Below are 16995 nucleotides of genomic sequence, written 5' to 3' on the forward strand. Positions count from 1 at the left end.
GAAAATAGTTAGAAATATTTTTATGTTGCACGGTTGTTGACTATGAATAACGGAATACATATTAAGTATTCAACAGTTCAAATAGAACGAGTCATTTTTTATTTTAAGAAGAAAGATGACCCGTTTTATGCTAAAATTCGCTTAGTGTATATTTTCGTTAAAATGTGGGCAGGCCCACTTTTAGCAAAACCGGAGTGGAAATGATGAGTATAAATTGTTTTGTGGGATTGATAAAGAATGAATTATTAAAAGAGGTAAGCATAAGAAGCGAGGATGAATCCGAGCCTGTAGTAGTTAAAGATATTCCTAGACTTTGGAAGTGTTTAGGGAAAGGTAATTATGCCGCAGTATTCATGCACAAAGAATACAAAGATTGGGTAGTGAAAGTTTATGCACGAGAAGGAGAAGGAATTGAAAAAGAGTCAGAAGTATACCGCAGAATCGGAAATCATCCTTCTTATTCAAAGCTTATTTATAAAGGGGAAAATTTCATAGTATTGAAACGTTTAAAAGAAATTACCTTATACGATGCTGTTCATAAAGGGATTAAAATTCCTAAGCAGGTGATCCTTGATATCAATAAAGCTTTAGAGTATGCAAGAGAACAAGGATTAACCCCCTGTGATGTTCACGGGAAAAATGTGATGATGGAAAAAGGAAGGGGATATGTAGTCGATGTATCTGATTTCTTAAAAACAAAAGAAGATAGTAAGTGGAAAGATTTAGAAAAGGCATATTTTACATTTTATTTGCCTTTCATTTATAACTTTCCTTTCCCTGTTAAAATACCGTATTTTATGTTAAACATTGTTAGACGTTCGTATAGAAAATATAAGAAGCTTAAAAAGAAATTCAAATTGTAAAAGGATTACATACTAATAACTGAACCAATAGCAAACAAAAGGACCGTACATTTTAGATATGTCTAATATGTACGGTCCTAATCTTTTTATGTATACATATTTTTATTAGTTAGATCACTATCAATTCCAAAACGAGATATTTTGAATAAATGAAACTGTTAAAATAAATGTTGATGCACAACCAGTAGTTAATAACATTACTATTTTTCGTCCATTCTGTTCTTTTGAAGGTTTTATCAGTTCTGTAATCAACACAATCCAAATTATTATAGATACTATCGAGATAATATTTATGGACATATGTAACACCTTCCTTTTTGTTTTTACATAAGCATTTCTTATTTTGTAAAATGGAAGCAATTTAACTAGAAAATATGTACAGTATTACAAATCAGGTTTCTCCTGTTAAACCACCTTTTTTAAATAGAAATACGACTGATAAAACGATAATAACTGCCTTTAAACTGCTCCAATATGGATAAATAACATGATCTGTTAGATGAGCATGCTGAAAAATGTTCTCTAATCCATAAATCCCAATAATGACTGCTAAAAGAAAAGCGGCTTTTCCAATAGCTGTATTACGATAGAGGGTAAATAAATATAGTGCAACTATAAGTGGTAAGATGATTTGTAGTAATAGTGTCATAAGTAGCCCCCTAGTTTATTTATAATTATATTATATACAAAATTGTAATAAAAAGGAATGTGACTTATTTGATACTAATAAGATTACTCTAATCATATTCTTCTATTAAAAAGAATATAAAGGGGTGTAAAGTTAATTGACAAAAGTTAAAGTTCGTTTACGACCCATTGTTCATAACATAAATTTACCCACAGTAATAAAAACAGCAATTCTTCCAGGTGAATCGGCTGAAAGGCTATTTATCGCAACGCAATTAGGAGAGGTTTTTTACATAGGAGATGGCGTCATAAAAACATTTTTAAATATTCGTCAACGAATTATAAATTTAGGTGCATCTGAAGAAGGTGTTTCTAGTAGTGGTTATGATGAACGAGGATTGCTTGGACTAGCATTTCATCCACAATTTTATCAAAACGGTTTATTTTATCTTCATTATTCAGTCGCTGGAACCCAAGGACCAGGTGCACTTTCTGAACAATTTAAACCGAATCCTTGTGATCCGAAAACTTTAAACTTAAAATGGCTGAATAGAGATACGCAATATGATCATATCGATACAATTGAAGAATGGATTTTACAATCAAACGGGCACCCTCAAAAACGTAGAACATTACTTAATATAAAACGCCCATTTTTTAATCATAATGGAGTAAATACTTTAAACTTTTCTCCAGAGACGGAGAAACTTGTTTTTACAAATGGAGATGGTGGCTCGGGTTATGATCCGTTCAATTTAAGCCAAGATGATTTAGAAATAGCAGGTAAAATTATTGAAATCGATGTAAGTAAAAATACATTCATAAATAATCCTCCAGTCGTTACACGCTTTAATGAAATTCCTCTATCTATACAAGAAACACTTACAGTAATTGCGAAAGGTGTTCGTAATATAAGCGGTATTTCATTCCAAAGATTTTATAATCAATATATCAAATACGCTGGTAATGTCGGGCAAGATATTGTAGAGTCTATTTTTTCATTTGTTCAATATAAACCAATACCGGTTAACGAACTTGTTCAAATGCATGTAATGAGACTCACCCCCAATCAAGATGGATTTATTAATTTTGGTTGGAGAGGATGGGAAGGAGAATTGCCTACTTCTTTTATAAAACACTGTTCTGAAAATCCTACTTTGGATGAGAGAACAATGGCTTATTATAATGAAACAATAGAAACATCAACGAAGCGAATTCAGCCACTCATTAGTTATTTTCATAAGGACCCTAGACCAGATAAGTTTGGCGGGACTTCTCTAACAGGAGTTCAGCCATATATGGGAACTGCAATCCCGAATTTAAATGGTAGCGTTGTGTTTACCGACCTTGCTAGAAAAGAAAAGTCTCGGCCGCCAGTTAAAGGTGTATTAGCATATACTAGAGCAGATACAGATGGTAAACACACTGATTTTCATGTTATTGAAACTGATTATGATTTTGGTACGCAAGCAGCTTATTATATGAGTTTAGGAACAAATTTGGATCAAACTAGGTTATATTTAGGAGTTTACGGTTCTATGAAAGTAACTGATTTTAACAAAGGTACCATTTTTGAAATTATTCCTTAATACGATATACACTCCCAGTTTTATCATACAAGGAATTCATTTTATTTTAAAACGTACAATTTCTCCCCCTAAAAGTCTTTATTGTATAGTAACTCATTACAAGTAGAAAGCAGCTCATAAACCACTAGTGTATGAATAAGATAGAAAGTGATGAATGAGATATCTTTAGGGGGTATTTTGATGAATCGATTTGTACGTTATTGGTGTCAACTTATGATAGAGAATAATGGGGACTTTGTTCATAATAGAAAATTATCCCTAGCAAATAAAGTAGTCATTACAGCTTTAATGAGTGCTTTGGCCACCATGTTTCAAGCAGCAGGTAACTTAATTCCTGGTATAGGGTTATTTATTAGCCCTTTTGCGACGTTACCAATTTTTTTGGCTATTTGCTACTCTATTCGTGAGGGAATACTTTCTTATCTCCTTACTATCCTCCTATTATTTATTATTGAGCCAAGTGAACTAATTGTTTTTCCCTTTACTACAGGCTTATTAGGTATAGCCTTAGGGCTTTCCTTTATACAATTCAAGAGGAGAATTTGGGTAATTTCCTTTTCTGCGATTTGTCTACTTATAGGAATTACGATTGTTCTAGATATTTTTCGCTTTCCCGTACTTGGTCCTACTATTCATACAACTATGGATATAAAAATTATTTTATCAATATTTATACTGAGCTTTCTATACTGCTGGATCTATGCAGGGCTTTGTAGAATATTGTTGAATAGGTTATATAAAGTATTGTTTTAACATTTGCATAGAATGGAGATTTAAAACATGTATAACGTTGAAATTAGGAGACCAAATTCGGATGATTTAGAGGAACTTCACTCATTTTTTCGTATAGTTATTACGAATACCTTTAAAGACGAAGGTTTATCACAATTATCGGATGACATAGAAAATGAAATTAACACGAAAAAGCAATATTTAAAAAATGATTTTGATAGTAATGGAGAAAAACGTTACTTTTTATTAGCAATAGATACAAATAACGATAAAATTATTGGAACAATTGAAGTTGGTCCAGCAAGTACGTTGATTAATAGTTGTACAGGCGGTGTACTGAAAGGGTTGTATGAAATAGGAACTGTATTTATACTGCCGGAGTATCAAAAAAAGGGTATCGGGAGTTTCCTACTACATGCAATGTTTCTTACGTTACTTAGCAGAGGAATAACAGAATACTGTTTAGATAGTGGCTACAAAAAAGCGCAAAGTATATGGACGAAGAAGTTTGGAGAGCCTAGTTATGTACTGAAGGATTATTGGGGAGAATCAAGTGATCATATGATTTGGAAGAAGAGTTTATATGATACACCTATAATATTTAAATTATAAAATGAAATATGGCTCTGAACGTAGCTTTTCTTACATATGTATGCTATTATTTATCTTTATAATAAAAGAGGACGTGAATGAACTTGATTAAAATTAGTATCCCTGAAGTTGATGTTACAATCACTGAACGTAAACAAGTTATTAGAGGAGACGAGCCAAGAATTACGCCAATCAATGGTTTTATCGACTTCCACTTGTTCCCTAGAGATAAAGGCGGCATTTTTATGTTTTACAATATTAATGACGAACTACTTTTCGTAGGTAAAGCTCGTAAAATTAGACAACGTATTAAGAAGCATTTCGAAGACAATGTTTCACCAATTAAAAATCACCGTGATGAAGTATACCGCATTGATGCATGTATCGTAGAAGATCCAACAGAAAGAGAAATTTACGAAACATATATCATTAACGAATACAAAGCAAAATATAACGTTGATAAAGTATTCTATAAATAAGTAATAAAAAATAATCCTAGTACATATACTGGGATTGTTTTTTATTTAGAATTATCCCTCATATTTTTCTCCTTTTTTTAAATGATTAGCAGCAATAAAACAAACTACACCTATACATATAAGTACAATTCCAATTGTTTTATGTTTTCCAAAAAAGAAAGGAATATCAGAAATAACATTTGTCATACATAACCCTACAAATACAAGGATAGGTCCTATCCACAGTAATACATTGCCGAATTTTGTATGTTTCCACATAGTAAGCCTCCTCACCCCTTTTTACATATATATCCATGAATTGAAAGTAAATTCATAGAGAAATATAGTTTTTTTCATATCGAAAATTTAACTTTCATATATTGGTACAAGCAAACAAGAAAGGGGACCATCATGAATTGGTTAGAAGCTTTTATATTAGGGATCATACAAGGTTTAACAGAGTTTTTACCGATAAGTAGTACAGGTCATCTTTATTTAGGAAGGCATTTGTTTCAATTAGATGAAGCAGGCTTATTTTTAGATACGATGCTACATATTGGGACTTTACTTGCGGTGTTTATTTATTACAAAAAAGAATTTATATATTTAATCAAAAATCCGTTTTCAAAGCTCATGTTATTACTTATCGTTGGGACAGTACCCGCAGTTGTAATTGGTTTATTGTTTAAAGACTTCTTTGAAGATATTTCAAAAACAGGTATTACGATTGGTTGGGAGTTTTTAGTGACAGGATTCTTTCTCTACATGGCAGATAAACAAAAGAATGGTCGTAAAAAAATGGACGACATTACATATAAAGACGCATTTATCATCGGTTCATTTCAAGCGGCAGCTATTTTTCCGGCAATTTCTCGTTCTGGTATGACAATCGTCGCTGCATTATGGAGGAAGTTAGACCGCGAAACTGCGGCTTACTTTTCTTTTTTATTATCAACTCCAGCCATTGTCGGAGCAATCATTTTGCAATTTGCAGACGTTTTTCAAGGGAAAGCAGAATCTATTTCTAGTACATCTTTAATTGTCGGGACTTTATCAGCAGCGTTTTTCGGTTACATAGCTGTTTCGTGGATGATTCAATATTTAAAGCGGCATTCCTTAAAAGTATTCGCGTATTACGTCTGGGGATTAGGTATTTTAATTTTAACGTTGCAATTTACTGATGTATTTTAAGTATAATGATAAAGAAGTTAATTCGTTTAAGATCCTGTTTTATTCATACAAGGCAGGATCTCTTTTTATTAAGGGGGAAAACATGTTTAATAAGGCTATCGTTATTGGTGGAAGTATGGCAGGAAAGTTCGCAGCAAAAGCATTATCAACTTCTTTTAAAGAAGTAATCATTATAGAAGCTGGTGAAAGATGGGATGGAAAGTCTTCGAGAAAAAGAGTTCCACAAAGTAATCATCCTCATGTGTTATTAAAAGGTGGAGAAAACGCAATTGAAGAATTGTTTCCTAATATTACGAATGAATTAATAGAAGCAGGTAGTATCGTAAATAACTTTACTCGTGATTTAAAATGGCATCAATTTGTTTTATGGAAACAGCCATTCATAGGGGAAGTACATATGATTCAACAAAGTCGTCCTTTGCTAGAATGGAATATCCAAAAACGAATACATCAAATTTCAAATATTACTATTAACTATGAAACATTGGTTAAAGGGTTATTGGTAGATGAAAAGCTTAACAAAGTGTGTGGAGTAAAAGTTAAACATTTAGAGACAGACGCACAAGAAGAAGTTTATGCAGATATTGTAGTTGATGCAAGTGGATTTAGTTCAAAAAGTATAGAGTGGTTACGAGAATATGAAATTGAAGTACAAGAAGAGAAAGTGCGTATTAATTTATTTTACGCAACGAAAATGTTCAAACTTAAAGAAAATGAGGAGTTAGACTGCTGTAATATGCTAATGTCTCCGAGTTTCCCTGATAATCCTTATGGCGTTCTTATTCAAACGATAGAAGATAATCGTTATTTTGTTACTTTCAGTGGATACGCAAATGAGAAAGCACCACAAACAGATGAGGATTTTTATCATTTTGCTGAAAATCTATCAATTTCTAATGTTACAGATTTTCTTAACAAAGCTGTGGCAATTTCAGATATCAAAACGTATAAAATTCCTTATCAAGTACGTCGGAGATTTGATCTCACTACAAATATGCCAGAAGGATTATTAGTCGTTGGAGATGCACATTGTCGTTTTGATCCTGTTTTCGGTCAAGGTGTTTCCGTTGCTGCTATGGAAGCTCACCAGTTGCAATTACTTCTGCAAGGTAGAAAACAACTTGATAAAACATTTACACAACAATTTTATAAAAAGGCAGCTACTATAATAGAAACCCCTTGGGATATGACAACAACGGAAATATCACGTCACCCGCAGCTACAGAGAGAATTAACTACAAAACAAAAATTTCAGCTATGGTATACGAAACAAATATATCAACTATCCGCAAGTAATTCTGATGTTTATATTCGGTTAGTACGAGTGATGAATTTAATTCGTAGTCCATTTCACCTATTTCATCCAAAAGTACTACTTGCTGTGTTACTAAAACAAAAGAAATAGCAGGAAATTAATCGATTTAAAAAGAATATATAACAGTTAGTAGATATAGAAGGGGTAATCGAAATGAAAATATACATAGAACAATTAAAGAAACACGATGCTAAAGATTTATTTACGTTTGAACTTACGAATAAATCTTTTTTTGAAACAATGGTGCCAAATCGTGGCTCAAAATATTTTGAATTTGAATATTTTCAAAAACTACTAGACGATTTATTAATAGAACAGGTAGATGGAAATTCTTATTTTTATTTAATTCGTAATGAAGAAAAAGAAATTGTAGGACGAATAAATTTAGTAGATATAGATACAGAAACTCGAATTAGTTCGCTAGGGTATCGGGTCGGAGAAAAATTTACTAAAAAAGGAGTTGCAACAGCAGCCGTAAAATTAATTTTAGGCGTAGCGAAAAATAATAAAATTAATGAGGTTCATGCTAAAACAACTTCTAATAATCTCGCATCACAAATTGTACTAGAAAAAAGCGGATTTTCTTCTTATCAAAACGAAGCAGATACAACATCTGTACAATTAAATGGGGAACATGTGAATTTTGTACATTATATTTGGAGAAATACTTCGCGCTTATAATAAGGGGGACTTATTCATGAATGATTTACGTTATCCAATTGGGCAATTTACATACAAACGTCCTATAACGGAAGAAATGATAGATACATGGATTCAAGAAATTGAAGATTTACCTAATGAATTAACGAAGGCAATTAAAGATTTAGATCAGAAGCAGTTAGACACACCGTATCGCGTTGGTGGATGGACAGTTCGTCAAGTAGTCCATCACGTCGTTGACAGCCATATGAATAGCTACATACGTTTTAAATTAGCACTAACAGAAAAGAATCCAACGATTAAACCCTATAAAGAAGAGAAGTGGGCAGAATTACCTGATTCTAAATTACCAGTAGATGTTTCATTAGTAATGTTAGACTCATTACATAAAAGATGGGTTAACCTTTTATATTCTTTAGAACTTGAAGATCTAGAAAAGACATTTAACCATCCAGATACTGGTGAAACAAAACTTGCTGCTGCAATAGGACTATACGCATGGCACGGACGTCATCATACAGCTCATATAACTTCATTAAGAAAACGACTAAATTGGTGACATGAAAATTATATTAGAGAAGGCAACAGAAAGTGATGTAGCAGTTTTATTTCAAATGCAAATAGACTCATTTCACCCTTTATTAAATAAATATAAAGACTATGAAACAAACCCAGCAAATGAATCTATTGAAAAAACTATATTTAGAATAAATAATCCCAGCAGTAATTTTTATAAAATGATAATAGACTCAAGACTTGTTGGAGCGATATGTATATCTCAAAAAGAACTACCTTATAAATTTTGGATCAGTCCAATGTTTATTCATCCAATCTATCAAGGGATAGGAATTGCTCAGAAGGTACTTATTTTAATTGAAGAGATGTTTCCAGAAGCACAAAGTTTTGAACTTGCTACGATTTTAGAAGAAGAAAGAAATTGTTTTCTATACGAAAAAATGGGGTATAAAAGAACAGAAGTAATAAAGAAATTAAATGATAAAACTACACTTATTCATTACAAAAAAGAAAGGTAAAGCATTTAAAATACACTTTACCTTTTTATGTCATTTTAGATTAAATATACAATTTTAATGTATATTCTTCCAAGATACTCGGATTAGTAATTTTTAAAATGAATAAACATGCAAAAACCAACTATTTCGTCGTATATGTTACCAACGCTTTTTGAATGCTTAAAACACTATCGTCACCTTTAAATTCTTTCGTAATTGGCGTGCTCAAACTAGATACCCAAATTTTAAGTTCAGCGTCTAAATCAAAATGCCCAGCTGTTTCAATGCTGAATTGTGTAATACTTTTATAAGGGATAGAATGGTATTCTGTTTTTTTACCTGATATCCCTTGTTTATCTACTAAAATAAGACGACGATTTGTGAATACAATTAAATCACGAATTAATTTATAAGCATGTTCTACTTTCTCGTCGTCTAACATAATCTTCTCTAAATCACGTTCTACACTTTCTGTACTCGCATTTGATGCATTTCCTAAAATACCGCTAAATAAACCCATAGGAAATTCCTCCTCCATTATTTGTGGAATGTGTTAATTATATTGTACCATGCTATTTACTAAGAAATTATGATATTACTTTAGTAGTTTCTGGTTATTATTGCAATTCATTTATATAACCTTATCTTAATATCTTATGCTAATATGTAAGTAAGAAAAAAGAAGCAGAGGGATATAGCATGAAAAATATCGGTTTAGTATTAGAAGGCGGAGGAATGAAAGGTTTATATACGGCAGGCGTACTCGAATATTTTATGGAAAAGAACTTATTCTTCCCTTATGTAGTTGGCGTATCCGCTGGAGCTTGTATGGGAGCAACTTATTTGTCACGTCAAAAAGGGAGAAATAAAAAAGTAAATACAGAGTTAGTTGCAGATCACCGTTATATATCCTATAGAAATTTAATTCGAAAACGCGAATTATTTGGAATGGACTTTTTATTTGATGAAGTACCTAAGAAAATTGTTCCATTTGATTTTCAAACTTTCTTAAACTCAAATGAACAGTTTGTTATAGGGACAACTGATTGCGAAACAGGTCAAGCTATTTATTATAATAAAGCAGAACACGGAAATGATATTTTAAAAATCATTCGTGCATCTAGCTCAGTGCCGTTTATAGCGCCTGCTGTAGAATATGATAATCGCAAATTACTAGATGGAGGGATTATAGATCCTATACCGGTTTTAAAAGCGCAAACTGATGGTTATGAAAAGAACGTTGTAATTATGACAAAACCAGAAGGATATGAGAAGCAACGAAATAAATTTTCTGGCCTAGCTAAAATTTTATATAGGAAATATCCGAATATCGCACAATCTTTAGTAGAACATTATCGTTTTTATAATGAGACGATATCTTATATGCATCAAATAAAACAAAAAGACAACTTTTATATTATTCAGCCTAGCGTACAGCTTCCAATAAGCGGAATAGAAAGAAGTAAAGAAAAGCTCGTTAATTTATATAATCTTGGTTATACAGATGCTCAATATCATTATGAAAACTTATTAAATTGGATAGAGAAATAAAGGGGTGGAAAGTTGAAGTTAGGAAAACAAATTATTTTTAAGGAATTGCAGAAAATGCATAGTCCACTGTATAAACCGTTTCCGAATTGTGACATTCGAAAAATACGAAAAGATTTTAATAATATGTTTACAGAAGATGATTGTATAAGTGCTGATTTAAATTATTATTGGATGCATACAGCAGGTACTTTAAGTTACGTGCTTAATAATAATGAACAGGAGATTATGTTCAATCAAATAAAGTGGCTAAGGATATCGTTTTTCGAGTGGTTTCCGCAATATCGTTTTCTAGAAACAGAAATTGTTAAGTATCCCATTTTGTATAGAGATTTCTTGAATTATGAAAAGACCCGAAAGCTATTACTTTATTATCTTACTATTTAAAAACGTACAAGTTATGCTGCTTGTACGTTTTTTGTTCATAAAATATACAATATTAACAACTTGTCCATGTAGGTATTTTAACGAGAAAAAAGAAGTACATATAGAGAATGTGTGGGGGAAGAGATAGAAGTTTGTTAGCCGTTTCCCTTTCAATTCATGTCCAACTCAAATATTTCGAGTAAAATTCATTTCTTAATGGTATTATCAAATATCAAGAAAACTAATTTAGAAATGAAGAAGGGACAGGTTTAATATGGAAAACGTATCAAATGTAGATAAACTAGAATCAATTAAATCTTTACAGTCAACAATCCGTAAACTTGAAAATGCCTTATCACAGATGACTCAAAAAGGCTCAAACACTACTTTAGTGAAAAAAAGACTCAAAGCAGCTAGTATCGGCTTAGCTATGTTAGAAAGTATTTGGAATCAAGAAACCCATCATTACACGCAAGAGGATTTAGCAGACGCTCGAAATGTTCTAATTGGTTTGCTTCCATCAATTGAAAAGATTTATGTTAAGTCAAAGCTCGGGAGTCCTCAAAGAACTCTTTTAGATAGAAGAATAAAATCATTGGAACTTTCTATTCAAGCAATCGATCATTTTTCTAATCAATAACTTCTCTAAACACATAACTTACGACTACTTCTATATAGGGATTCTAATGAAAAAATTACATATAGAATACTACAAAGGAGGAGGAGAGGTGACTACAATAATCAGTCCTACGTTAGAGAAGCTTAAAAATCAATTAAAGAATGGAAACGAAAAAGCTCTTTATACTTTTTTGGATGAAATCAAGTCAAATCATACACCACTAGTAGAACAATGTCCTATAGATAATCAGTATAAACTTATAACGTATATATGGTTAGGTGATCAAAATACTGAAAATGTTTATGTAGTCGGTAGTTTTCCTGGTTGGGATCTGTCTGTAAATCAATTACAACGATTGCTACAGACAGATATTTGGCATGTTACGTTTAGGACGAATAAGAGTTTTATTTCAACTTATTATTTTACAGTAAATGATTTTTTTGAAAATGATTGGATAAAGCGTAGTGAACAGTACCAACTAGACCAATTTAATGAAAATGTATTTGGAGAAGGTGCCAATAAAGCGTCTGTGTTAAAAATAGGTATGGACGTGCAGTATAGCAGTCGTTTTCCTTCAAATGATTATCCATCCGGAAAGATTGAAACATATTCTTTTTATAGTTCGATTTTAAATAACACACGCAAAATTCATATTTATACGCCTCATGATTATTCTCACAATTCATATCTTCAAGAACTTCTCATTGTATTTGATGGGAATTCATTCATTAATGACCTTTCAATCACAAAAACACTTAATTATTTAATTTACGAAAAAGAAATCCCATCTTGTATTGCTGTTGCTATAGATCCTGTTGATCGATTAGAAGAGCTAACTTATAACGATAAAATGAATACATTTTTAACGAAGGAATTACTTCCATGGATTCAAACTAAATATCATGTGTATCAAAAAGCAAAACATACAACAATTGCTGGTTTCAGCCTTGGTGGCTTAGCCGCTTTTTATGCAGCGCTTCAAAATCCACATATTTTCGGAAATGTGTTGTCAATGTCTGGATCCGCACATTGGAAAAAGGATGATTATGAAAATACAATTCCTTGGATTGAAAATCAAATTTCATCAATAAATTCTAATATGACTCATCTATATTCTTACATAGCAGTAGGTGAACTTGAAAACAAACCTCTTTTAACGGCTGATAGACGGCTATATAAAGCTTTAGAAGAAAAGAAATACCAAAGCACTTATGAAGAGTTTCAAGGCGGACATGATAGCGTGTGGTGGCGAGAAAAGCTATTCAATGGATTAAGGGCATTAGAACTTACAAAAACGACACTAAAAAATAAAAAGGAGAGAGAATCTATGAATCAAGAAGAACTAGATAAAAAACTAAAAAAGCAAGAGATTTTAGTAAAAGATGAGAAAGCTTGGTCCTATACGTATGAGGATCATATTAGTTCTATCGTTAAAGAGGCAGAAAAGAAAGGGGCTTTCGATCATTTACCTGGTAAAGGGAAACCTCTTAATCTTGATAAAGACCTTTCGTACAATCCTGAAAAGCAACTGTATAGAACTTTGAAAAATAATCATGTTTTACCTAGGTGGATTGAGCTTTCAAAGGAAATTGATGACTTAAAAGAAAAACTAAAAGAAAATACAAATACTGCAGAAGCAGCGGATTTAATTCGAACTATTAATAAAAAGGTTTTAGAACATAACCTACTTTGTCCACCAAGTGCGCAAAAAACGAGGGTGAAAACGGACTTTTAACAATTTTTAATGAAGCTATCTCTTGCTATATAATTAAGTAAGGCATTTTCAATTCATTATTAAAGGGAGGCAAACGTGATGAAAAATACGTATCAACTTCAAATTCCGAAAGAACTAGAACAGTATCGTAGTATTTTAGAAGAAAGTGTGAAACCGTATATTAAAGTGGTTGGAACGAAAGCAGAGACAACTCTTTTTGAGAGTAAGTTTGGTGGTTATCCGTATTTACCTATAGATCAAGAGCATCCTAAAGATTCAAATGGACAACCTATGATGTTACTTGCACAGTTAAACTTTGAAGAAATTCCGCATGTTGAATATATGCCTCAAAAGGGAATGTTACAGTTTTTCGTAAGTGCTAGTGATGAGCTTTATGGAGCAGATTTTGATCATCCAACAATCCAAAAAGATTTTAAAATTATTTATCATTCTACAATTATAGAAGATTTAAATAAGGTAATTACTGATTTTAGTTATTTAAACTCTTTAGAATTAGAAGACTTTATCATACCTGAAGCAGCAAAATTACAATTTGAATTAGATTATCAACCTATAACATCTAGAGATTATCGATTTGAAAAGATGTTTAGTGAGGAGATTGATTGGGAAGAAATTGTTGATGAAGAAAATAATATAGAATTAGGCGAACTGTATGATGATTTATGTAAAGATTTCGGACATAAAATTGGTGGTTATCCATTTTTCACACAGACAGATCCAAGGGAATGGGAAGAAAAATACCAACAACATGATATATTATTACTGCAAATCGATACAGACGACTCATTAAATATTATGTGGGGAGATTCTGGTGTTGCTAATTTCTTTATTAAAAAAGAAGATTTGTTAAATCTAGATTTTTCCAATGTTATTTACAACTGGGATTGCTACTAAAAAGATATAAATGAAATACTAGCAAGCTAAAAAATCTTCCTGAAGGTGAGGGAGATTTTTTTATGTTAAAAATAAACGTTATGTTAACTAGAGTGTAAAATAATAGGAATAATAAAAGTCAAGCGTAAATAACAGAAATAACAAGAAATAATGTAAAGTTGTAAAACGTGTGTAAATAGCAATAAATTTATAAAGTAAAACATAAAATAAAATTATTAATTTATATTTTGTAAAAAAGATTTTTCCGCATAAAAATTATTACTGATCAAAAATATTTTTGATTCGTTAAATCTTAATCAATAATCGATTAAGATTTGCTGTGATAAATTTATAACTAAAAAACGATTAAAAACTGTATAAATGCGTTTAAATAAGATTTTATGTGAATCTCACTAAAAATCTCTGTTTCGTCTCATTAAGTATAGTTTACTTGGGTTTTGATACCTGATATTGCTTTGTTTCTATAACTGCCTATAATATATATTATGTTAACTTACTAAAAATAATAAACTTATTAAACGTTAGCTATAGGTGTTATGCTCCCCTTTTTCACCGAATTAGTAATGTGTGACTGATTGTGTAGTTATTCGCTTTATCCGCTATATAAATTAGATTTTAAATAATAAAAAATACAATTCGTTTAATGTGTTCCATTTTAAACGAATTGTATTGATATGATTGCGAATACGTTTTTAAAATTAGTTTGCTACAGCAATTGCTTCGATTTCAATTAATAAGTTGTCGTTAATTAACTTTCTAACTTCGACAGCTGAACTTGCTGGTGGATTATTAGTGTCAATGTATTGATCTCGAATATCTCTAACAATGGCCATTTGAGAAATGTCTGTTAGGAAAAATGTTAATTTTACTACATCATTAAATCTTAATTCCGAAGTTTCTAATGCACTTTTAATATTTTCGAAAACTTGTCGCGTTTGTGTAGCTAAATCACCAATGCCAACTATTTGACCATCAGTGTTAATCGCTACTTGTCCAGATATGTAAATTGTTCGTTTAGCGTTACTAACTTCCACTACATGTGAGTATCCAAAAGTTGGTGGCATCGTTTCTGGACTGATAAATTTCTTTTGCATGGCTCTTCTCCTCTTTAAATATCTTATTTTCTTTATATTAGATTTTAAATTCAGATTATCCCTTATTTACTAATAATTATTTACCATTCAGCTGCTACATTTGTAAAAATATATTAGCACTTTAATTTAAAGTTATTAATGGATTATGTACGTTTGATTTTTTTGTGTGCTTGTTATAATTACACCTTGTTTTATTAATTCTTCAGTTACTTTTGTATAGAAAAAGTGATACCACCAGATAAAAAACTCTTCATAAGTAATTTCTTTTGAGTATCTGCTGCTGGCAAAGTATTGTTTTAAAGGCTTATCGTTTTCGTTGAACAATAAGACTAAACTTTATTTTTATAGATGGCGAATTATCTCCAGACGAAATCATTTTTGCTTCATAAGCTGTATGTAATATATTCTCCGGACTATTATTAGTGAGCATTTCATATTCCCTCCCTTACTAATAAATTCATTGTAAAATCTATGTATTTATTAAGTTCTATAAACGAAAATGAGTGTCCTCTAATAATCCCAAATTAAAAACCTTAGCATAGAGATACTAAGGTTTCTTGCATTTTTATAATGAATGAATTCTTTCATAGTCTTTTTTAAATTGATTATCATTTTTTAACCAACGTTTAAAAGTGGATTCGCTTATTTTTAAATTAGAGCAAGCTGTAGCACTACATTTATTTTTCATATATTCTTTAAGAAAATTTTGTTTTCTTTGTTTAACGGCAGTTTGAGTTTGTTTTAATTTTCGATCTTGTAATTGGTCTAAACTCAGACTCTCTTTCTGAAACACTTCATATTTTCTATGCAAATAAATATCTTTGTCTTTATAAATCCAATTTGAAAATAGTTGTATTGATTTTCTTCCAGATAAAATAACGCGATAATGTTTGTTTTGATTTAGTAAATCGGCTCGTAAATTGCGATTTTGAAGGATTTGATGTAAAGAATTCATAAAATTATATGATCCACCTACGAAACTAACTGTATAAGTTTCATAATTGACGTAACCATCCCCATCAAAATATCCACGAACAAAGTGATGTAAATATTCTTCAGGCACGAAAGGAAATTCAATGTTAAAAGATTTACATGGCTTAATTCCGTGAATGTTCATAAGATCGTCTTTTATTGTTTTGCTATTAATATTTAGCATATATACACCTGTTTTTTTGTTTTGGTAGAGCGGCTGAGTTGTTTTTAGTTCGTTTTTTATATCTTCTAAAATATAACTTTCTTTTTGTGATACACTAACGCATTGATTTTCTTTTTGTATAACACCATCTGCTGCTATAAACCCTAAAATATAAACCATGTTATTTGACCACGTTTTAAAATAATCTTCTGTTATGTCATACTTTCTCTTCCAGCTCCCTATAGCGCGCCTTGGAACGTTATTGTCTGTTAAAACCATACGAATATACCTAGCAGACACATTGGCAAGCGTAGCTATTTCTGAGGTACTCTTCCCTTCTGTATATAGCTGAGTTATTTCAGATTTTGATAGTTTACATTTTGATTTCTTTTTTCTCTCTATTTGCACTTACATCCTCTCCTTCCTTTTAATAATTAGGGACATATTTTCTTCTATAACATATAACAAAACGTATGTTCTTTGTTGTTTACAAGAAATCATTTACCAAATTAAAACAATTTACATTTACTTTATATTCGTTTTAACTGCTGCATGATTTATTTTT

23 protein-coding genes and 1 pseudogene are annotated in these 16995 nt (G+C 31.1%); 16 read left to right on the plus strand and 8 right to left on the minus strand.

The genetic code is table 11. From position 1 onward, the window contains the following. Positions 1-42 precede the first annotated feature (42 nt). Positions 43-204: a hypothetical protein gene (locus ACVWY7_RS11615; RefSeq protein ID WP_001059004.1), complete on the plus strand. Its 162-nt coding sequence runs from the start codon at positions 43-45 to the stop codon at positions 202-204. Continuing rightward, positions 201-863: a protein kinase family protein gene (locus tag ACVWY7_RS11620; RefSeq protein WP_001982402.1), complete on the plus strand. Its 663-nt coding sequence runs from the start codon at positions 201-203 to the stop codon at positions 861-863. Before ACVWY7_RS11615 ends, ACVWY7_RS11620 begins: the two co-directional genes overlap by 4 nt. Before the next feature lie 120 nt (positions 864-983). Here the strand turns inward: ACVWY7_RS11620 and ACVWY7_RS11625 are convergent, their stop codons facing one another. After that, positions 984-1163, minus strand: coding sequence for a hypothetical protein (locus tag ACVWY7_RS11625; protein WP_000026323.1), 180 nt, complete (start codon positions 1161-1163; stop codon positions 984-986). Positions 1164-1254: 91 nt separating this feature from the next. After that, on the minus strand, positions 1255-1512 hold the full coding sequence (locus ACVWY7_RS11630) for a hypothetical protein (protein ID WP_000173566.1): 258 nt from the start codon (positions 1510-1512) through the stop codon (positions 1255-1257). Positions 1513-1648: 136 nt separating this feature from the next. On the opposite strand from ACVWY7_RS11630, the gene ACVWY7_RS11635 reads away from it, so the two are divergent. The 4 genes from ACVWY7_RS11635 (at position 1649) to ACVWY7_RS11650 (ending at position 4881) form a co-directional block, all read left to right on the plus strand. After that, the gene (locus ACVWY7_RS11635) at positions 1649-3079 is read left to right on the plus strand and encodes a PQQ-dependent sugar dehydrogenase (RefSeq protein ID WP_456523807.1); all 1431 of its coding nucleotides are present in this window, start codon (positions 1649-1651) and stop codon (positions 3077-3079) included. A gap of 180 nt (positions 3080-3259) precedes the next feature. Further along, positions 3260-3832, plus strand: coding sequence for a hypothetical protein (locus ACVWY7_RS11640; RefSeq protein WP_001079217.1), 573 nt, complete (start codon positions 3260-3262; stop codon positions 3830-3832). Positions 3833-3859: 27 nt separating this feature from the next. Continuing rightward, positions 3860-4423 carry a GNAT family N-acetyltransferase gene (locus tag ACVWY7_RS11645; protein WP_000282934.1) on the plus strand — a complete coding sequence of 188 codons (564 nt, stop codon included), beginning with the start codon at positions 3860-3862 and terminating at the stop codon, positions 4421-4423. A gap of 77 nt (positions 4424-4500) precedes the next feature. Further along, positions 4501-4881: a nucleotide excision repair endonuclease gene (locus ACVWY7_RS11650; RefSeq protein WP_001048949.1), complete on the plus strand. Its 381-nt coding sequence runs from the start codon at positions 4501-4503 to the stop codon at positions 4879-4881. Between the two features lie 51 nt (positions 4882-4932). On the opposite strand, the gene ACVWY7_RS11655 is transcribed toward ACVWY7_RS11650, so the two are convergent. Continuing rightward, the gene (locus ACVWY7_RS11655) at positions 4933-5139 is read right to left on the minus strand and encodes a hypothetical protein (RefSeq protein WP_000265466.1); all 207 of its coding nucleotides are present in this window, start codon (positions 5137-5139) and stop codon (positions 4933-4935) included. Between the two features lie 132 nt (positions 5140-5271). On the opposite strand from ACVWY7_RS11655, the gene ACVWY7_RS11660 reads away from it, so the two are divergent. From ACVWY7_RS11660 to ACVWY7_RS11680, 5 genes are all read left to right on the plus strand, one after another. Then, positions 5272-6051 (plus strand): undecaprenyl-diphosphate phosphatase, encoded by a 780-nt coding sequence (locus ACVWY7_RS11660; protein WP_046199129.1) that lies wholly within the window; start codon positions 5272-5274, stop codon positions 6049-6051. An 82-nt stretch (positions 6052-6133) separates the two neighbouring features. Continuing rightward, positions 6134-7456 (plus strand): NAD(P)/FAD-dependent oxidoreductase, encoded by a 1323-nt coding sequence (locus tag ACVWY7_RS11665; RefSeq protein WP_456523808.1) that lies wholly within the window; start codon positions 6134-6136, stop codon positions 7454-7456. A gap of 63 nt (positions 7457-7519) precedes the next feature. Beyond that, entirely contained in the window at positions 7520-8047 is a 528-nt protein-coding gene (locus ACVWY7_RS11670) for a GNAT family N-acetyltransferase (RefSeq protein WP_000708329.1), read from the plus strand. Positions 8048-8063: 16 nt separating this feature from the next. Further along, a complete protein-coding gene (locus tag ACVWY7_RS11675; protein ID WP_000999072.1) occupies positions 8064-8585 on the plus strand; it encodes a YfiT family bacillithiol transferase in 522 nt (173 codons plus the stop codon). A gap of 1 nt (position 8586) precedes the next feature. Then, complete coding sequence (locus ACVWY7_RS11680; RefSeq protein ID WP_000691558.1) at positions 8587-9060, plus strand: GNAT family N-acetyltransferase; 474 nt, start codon at positions 8587-8589, stop codon at positions 9058-9060. Between the two features lie 121 nt (positions 9061-9181). Here the strand turns inward: ACVWY7_RS11680 and ACVWY7_RS11685 are convergent, their stop codons facing one another. Further along, entirely contained in the window at positions 9182-9559 is a 378-nt protein-coding gene (locus tag ACVWY7_RS11685) for a PH domain-containing protein (RefSeq protein WP_000522465.1), read from the minus strand. 179 nt (positions 9560-9738) lie between these two features. Here ACVWY7_RS11685 and ACVWY7_RS11690 point away from each other — a divergent pair, with 179 nt between their 5' ends. From ACVWY7_RS11690 to ACVWY7_RS11710, 5 genes are all read left to right on the plus strand, one after another. After that, entirely contained in the window at positions 9739-10590 is an 852-nt protein-coding gene (locus tag ACVWY7_RS11690) for a patatin-like phospholipase family protein (RefSeq protein ID WP_000789257.1), read from the plus strand. A gap of 12 nt (positions 10591-10602) precedes the next feature. Next, the gene (locus tag ACVWY7_RS11695; protein ID WP_000765919.1) at positions 10603-10974 is read left to right on the plus strand and encodes a YxiJ-like family protein; all 372 of its coding nucleotides are present in this window, start codon (positions 10603-10605) and stop codon (positions 10972-10974) included. Between the two features lie 253 nt (positions 10975-11227). Further along, positions 11228-11593, plus strand: a complete 366-nt coding sequence (locus ACVWY7_RS11700; RefSeq protein WP_000432675.1) for a hypothetical protein — start codon at positions 11228-11230, stop codon at positions 11591-11593. An 88-nt stretch (positions 11594-11681) separates the two neighbouring features. After that, on the plus strand, positions 11682-13307 hold the full coding sequence (locus ACVWY7_RS11705; protein ID WP_181188846.1) for a DnaJ family domain-containing protein: 1626 nt from the start codon (positions 11682-11684) through the stop codon (positions 13305-13307). Between the two features lie 78 nt (positions 13308-13385). Continuing rightward, entirely contained in the window at positions 13386-14201 is an 816-nt protein-coding gene (locus ACVWY7_RS11710) for a YwqG family protein (protein WP_105989851.1), read from the plus strand. Positions 14202-14899: 698 nt separating this feature from the next. Here ACVWY7_RS11710 and ACVWY7_RS11715 read toward each other — a convergent pair. The 4 genes and pseudogenes from ACVWY7_RS11715 to ACVWY7_RS11730 all read right to left on the minus strand — a co-directional run bounded on the left by ACVWY7_RS11715 (position 14900) and on the right by ACVWY7_RS11730 (position 16838). Continuing rightward, positions 14900-15295 (minus strand): RidA family protein, encoded by a 396-nt coding sequence (locus ACVWY7_RS11715; protein ID WP_001169724.1) that lies wholly within the window; start codon positions 15293-15295, stop codon positions 14900-14902. Between the two features lie 135 nt (positions 15296-15430). Next, positions 15431-15628, minus strand: a pseudogene (locus ACVWY7_RS11720) (hypothetical protein); the annotation flags it as partial. Beyond that, a complete protein-coding gene (locus ACVWY7_RS11725; RefSeq protein WP_261723248.1) occupies positions 15600-15725 on the minus strand; it encodes a hypothetical protein in 126 nt (41 codons plus the stop codon). The pseudogene ACVWY7_RS11720 and the gene ACVWY7_RS11725, both read right to left, overlap by 29 nt. Before the next feature lie 135 nt (positions 15726-15860). Further along, positions 15861-16838: an LAGLIDADG family homing endonuclease gene (locus ACVWY7_RS11730; RefSeq protein WP_001165404.1), complete on the minus strand. Its 978-nt coding sequence runs from the start codon at positions 16836-16838 to the stop codon at positions 15861-15863. Between the last annotated feature and the right edge of the window lie 157 nt (positions 16839-16995).

The organism is Bacillus sp. TE9106W (genome assembly GCF_054062215.1).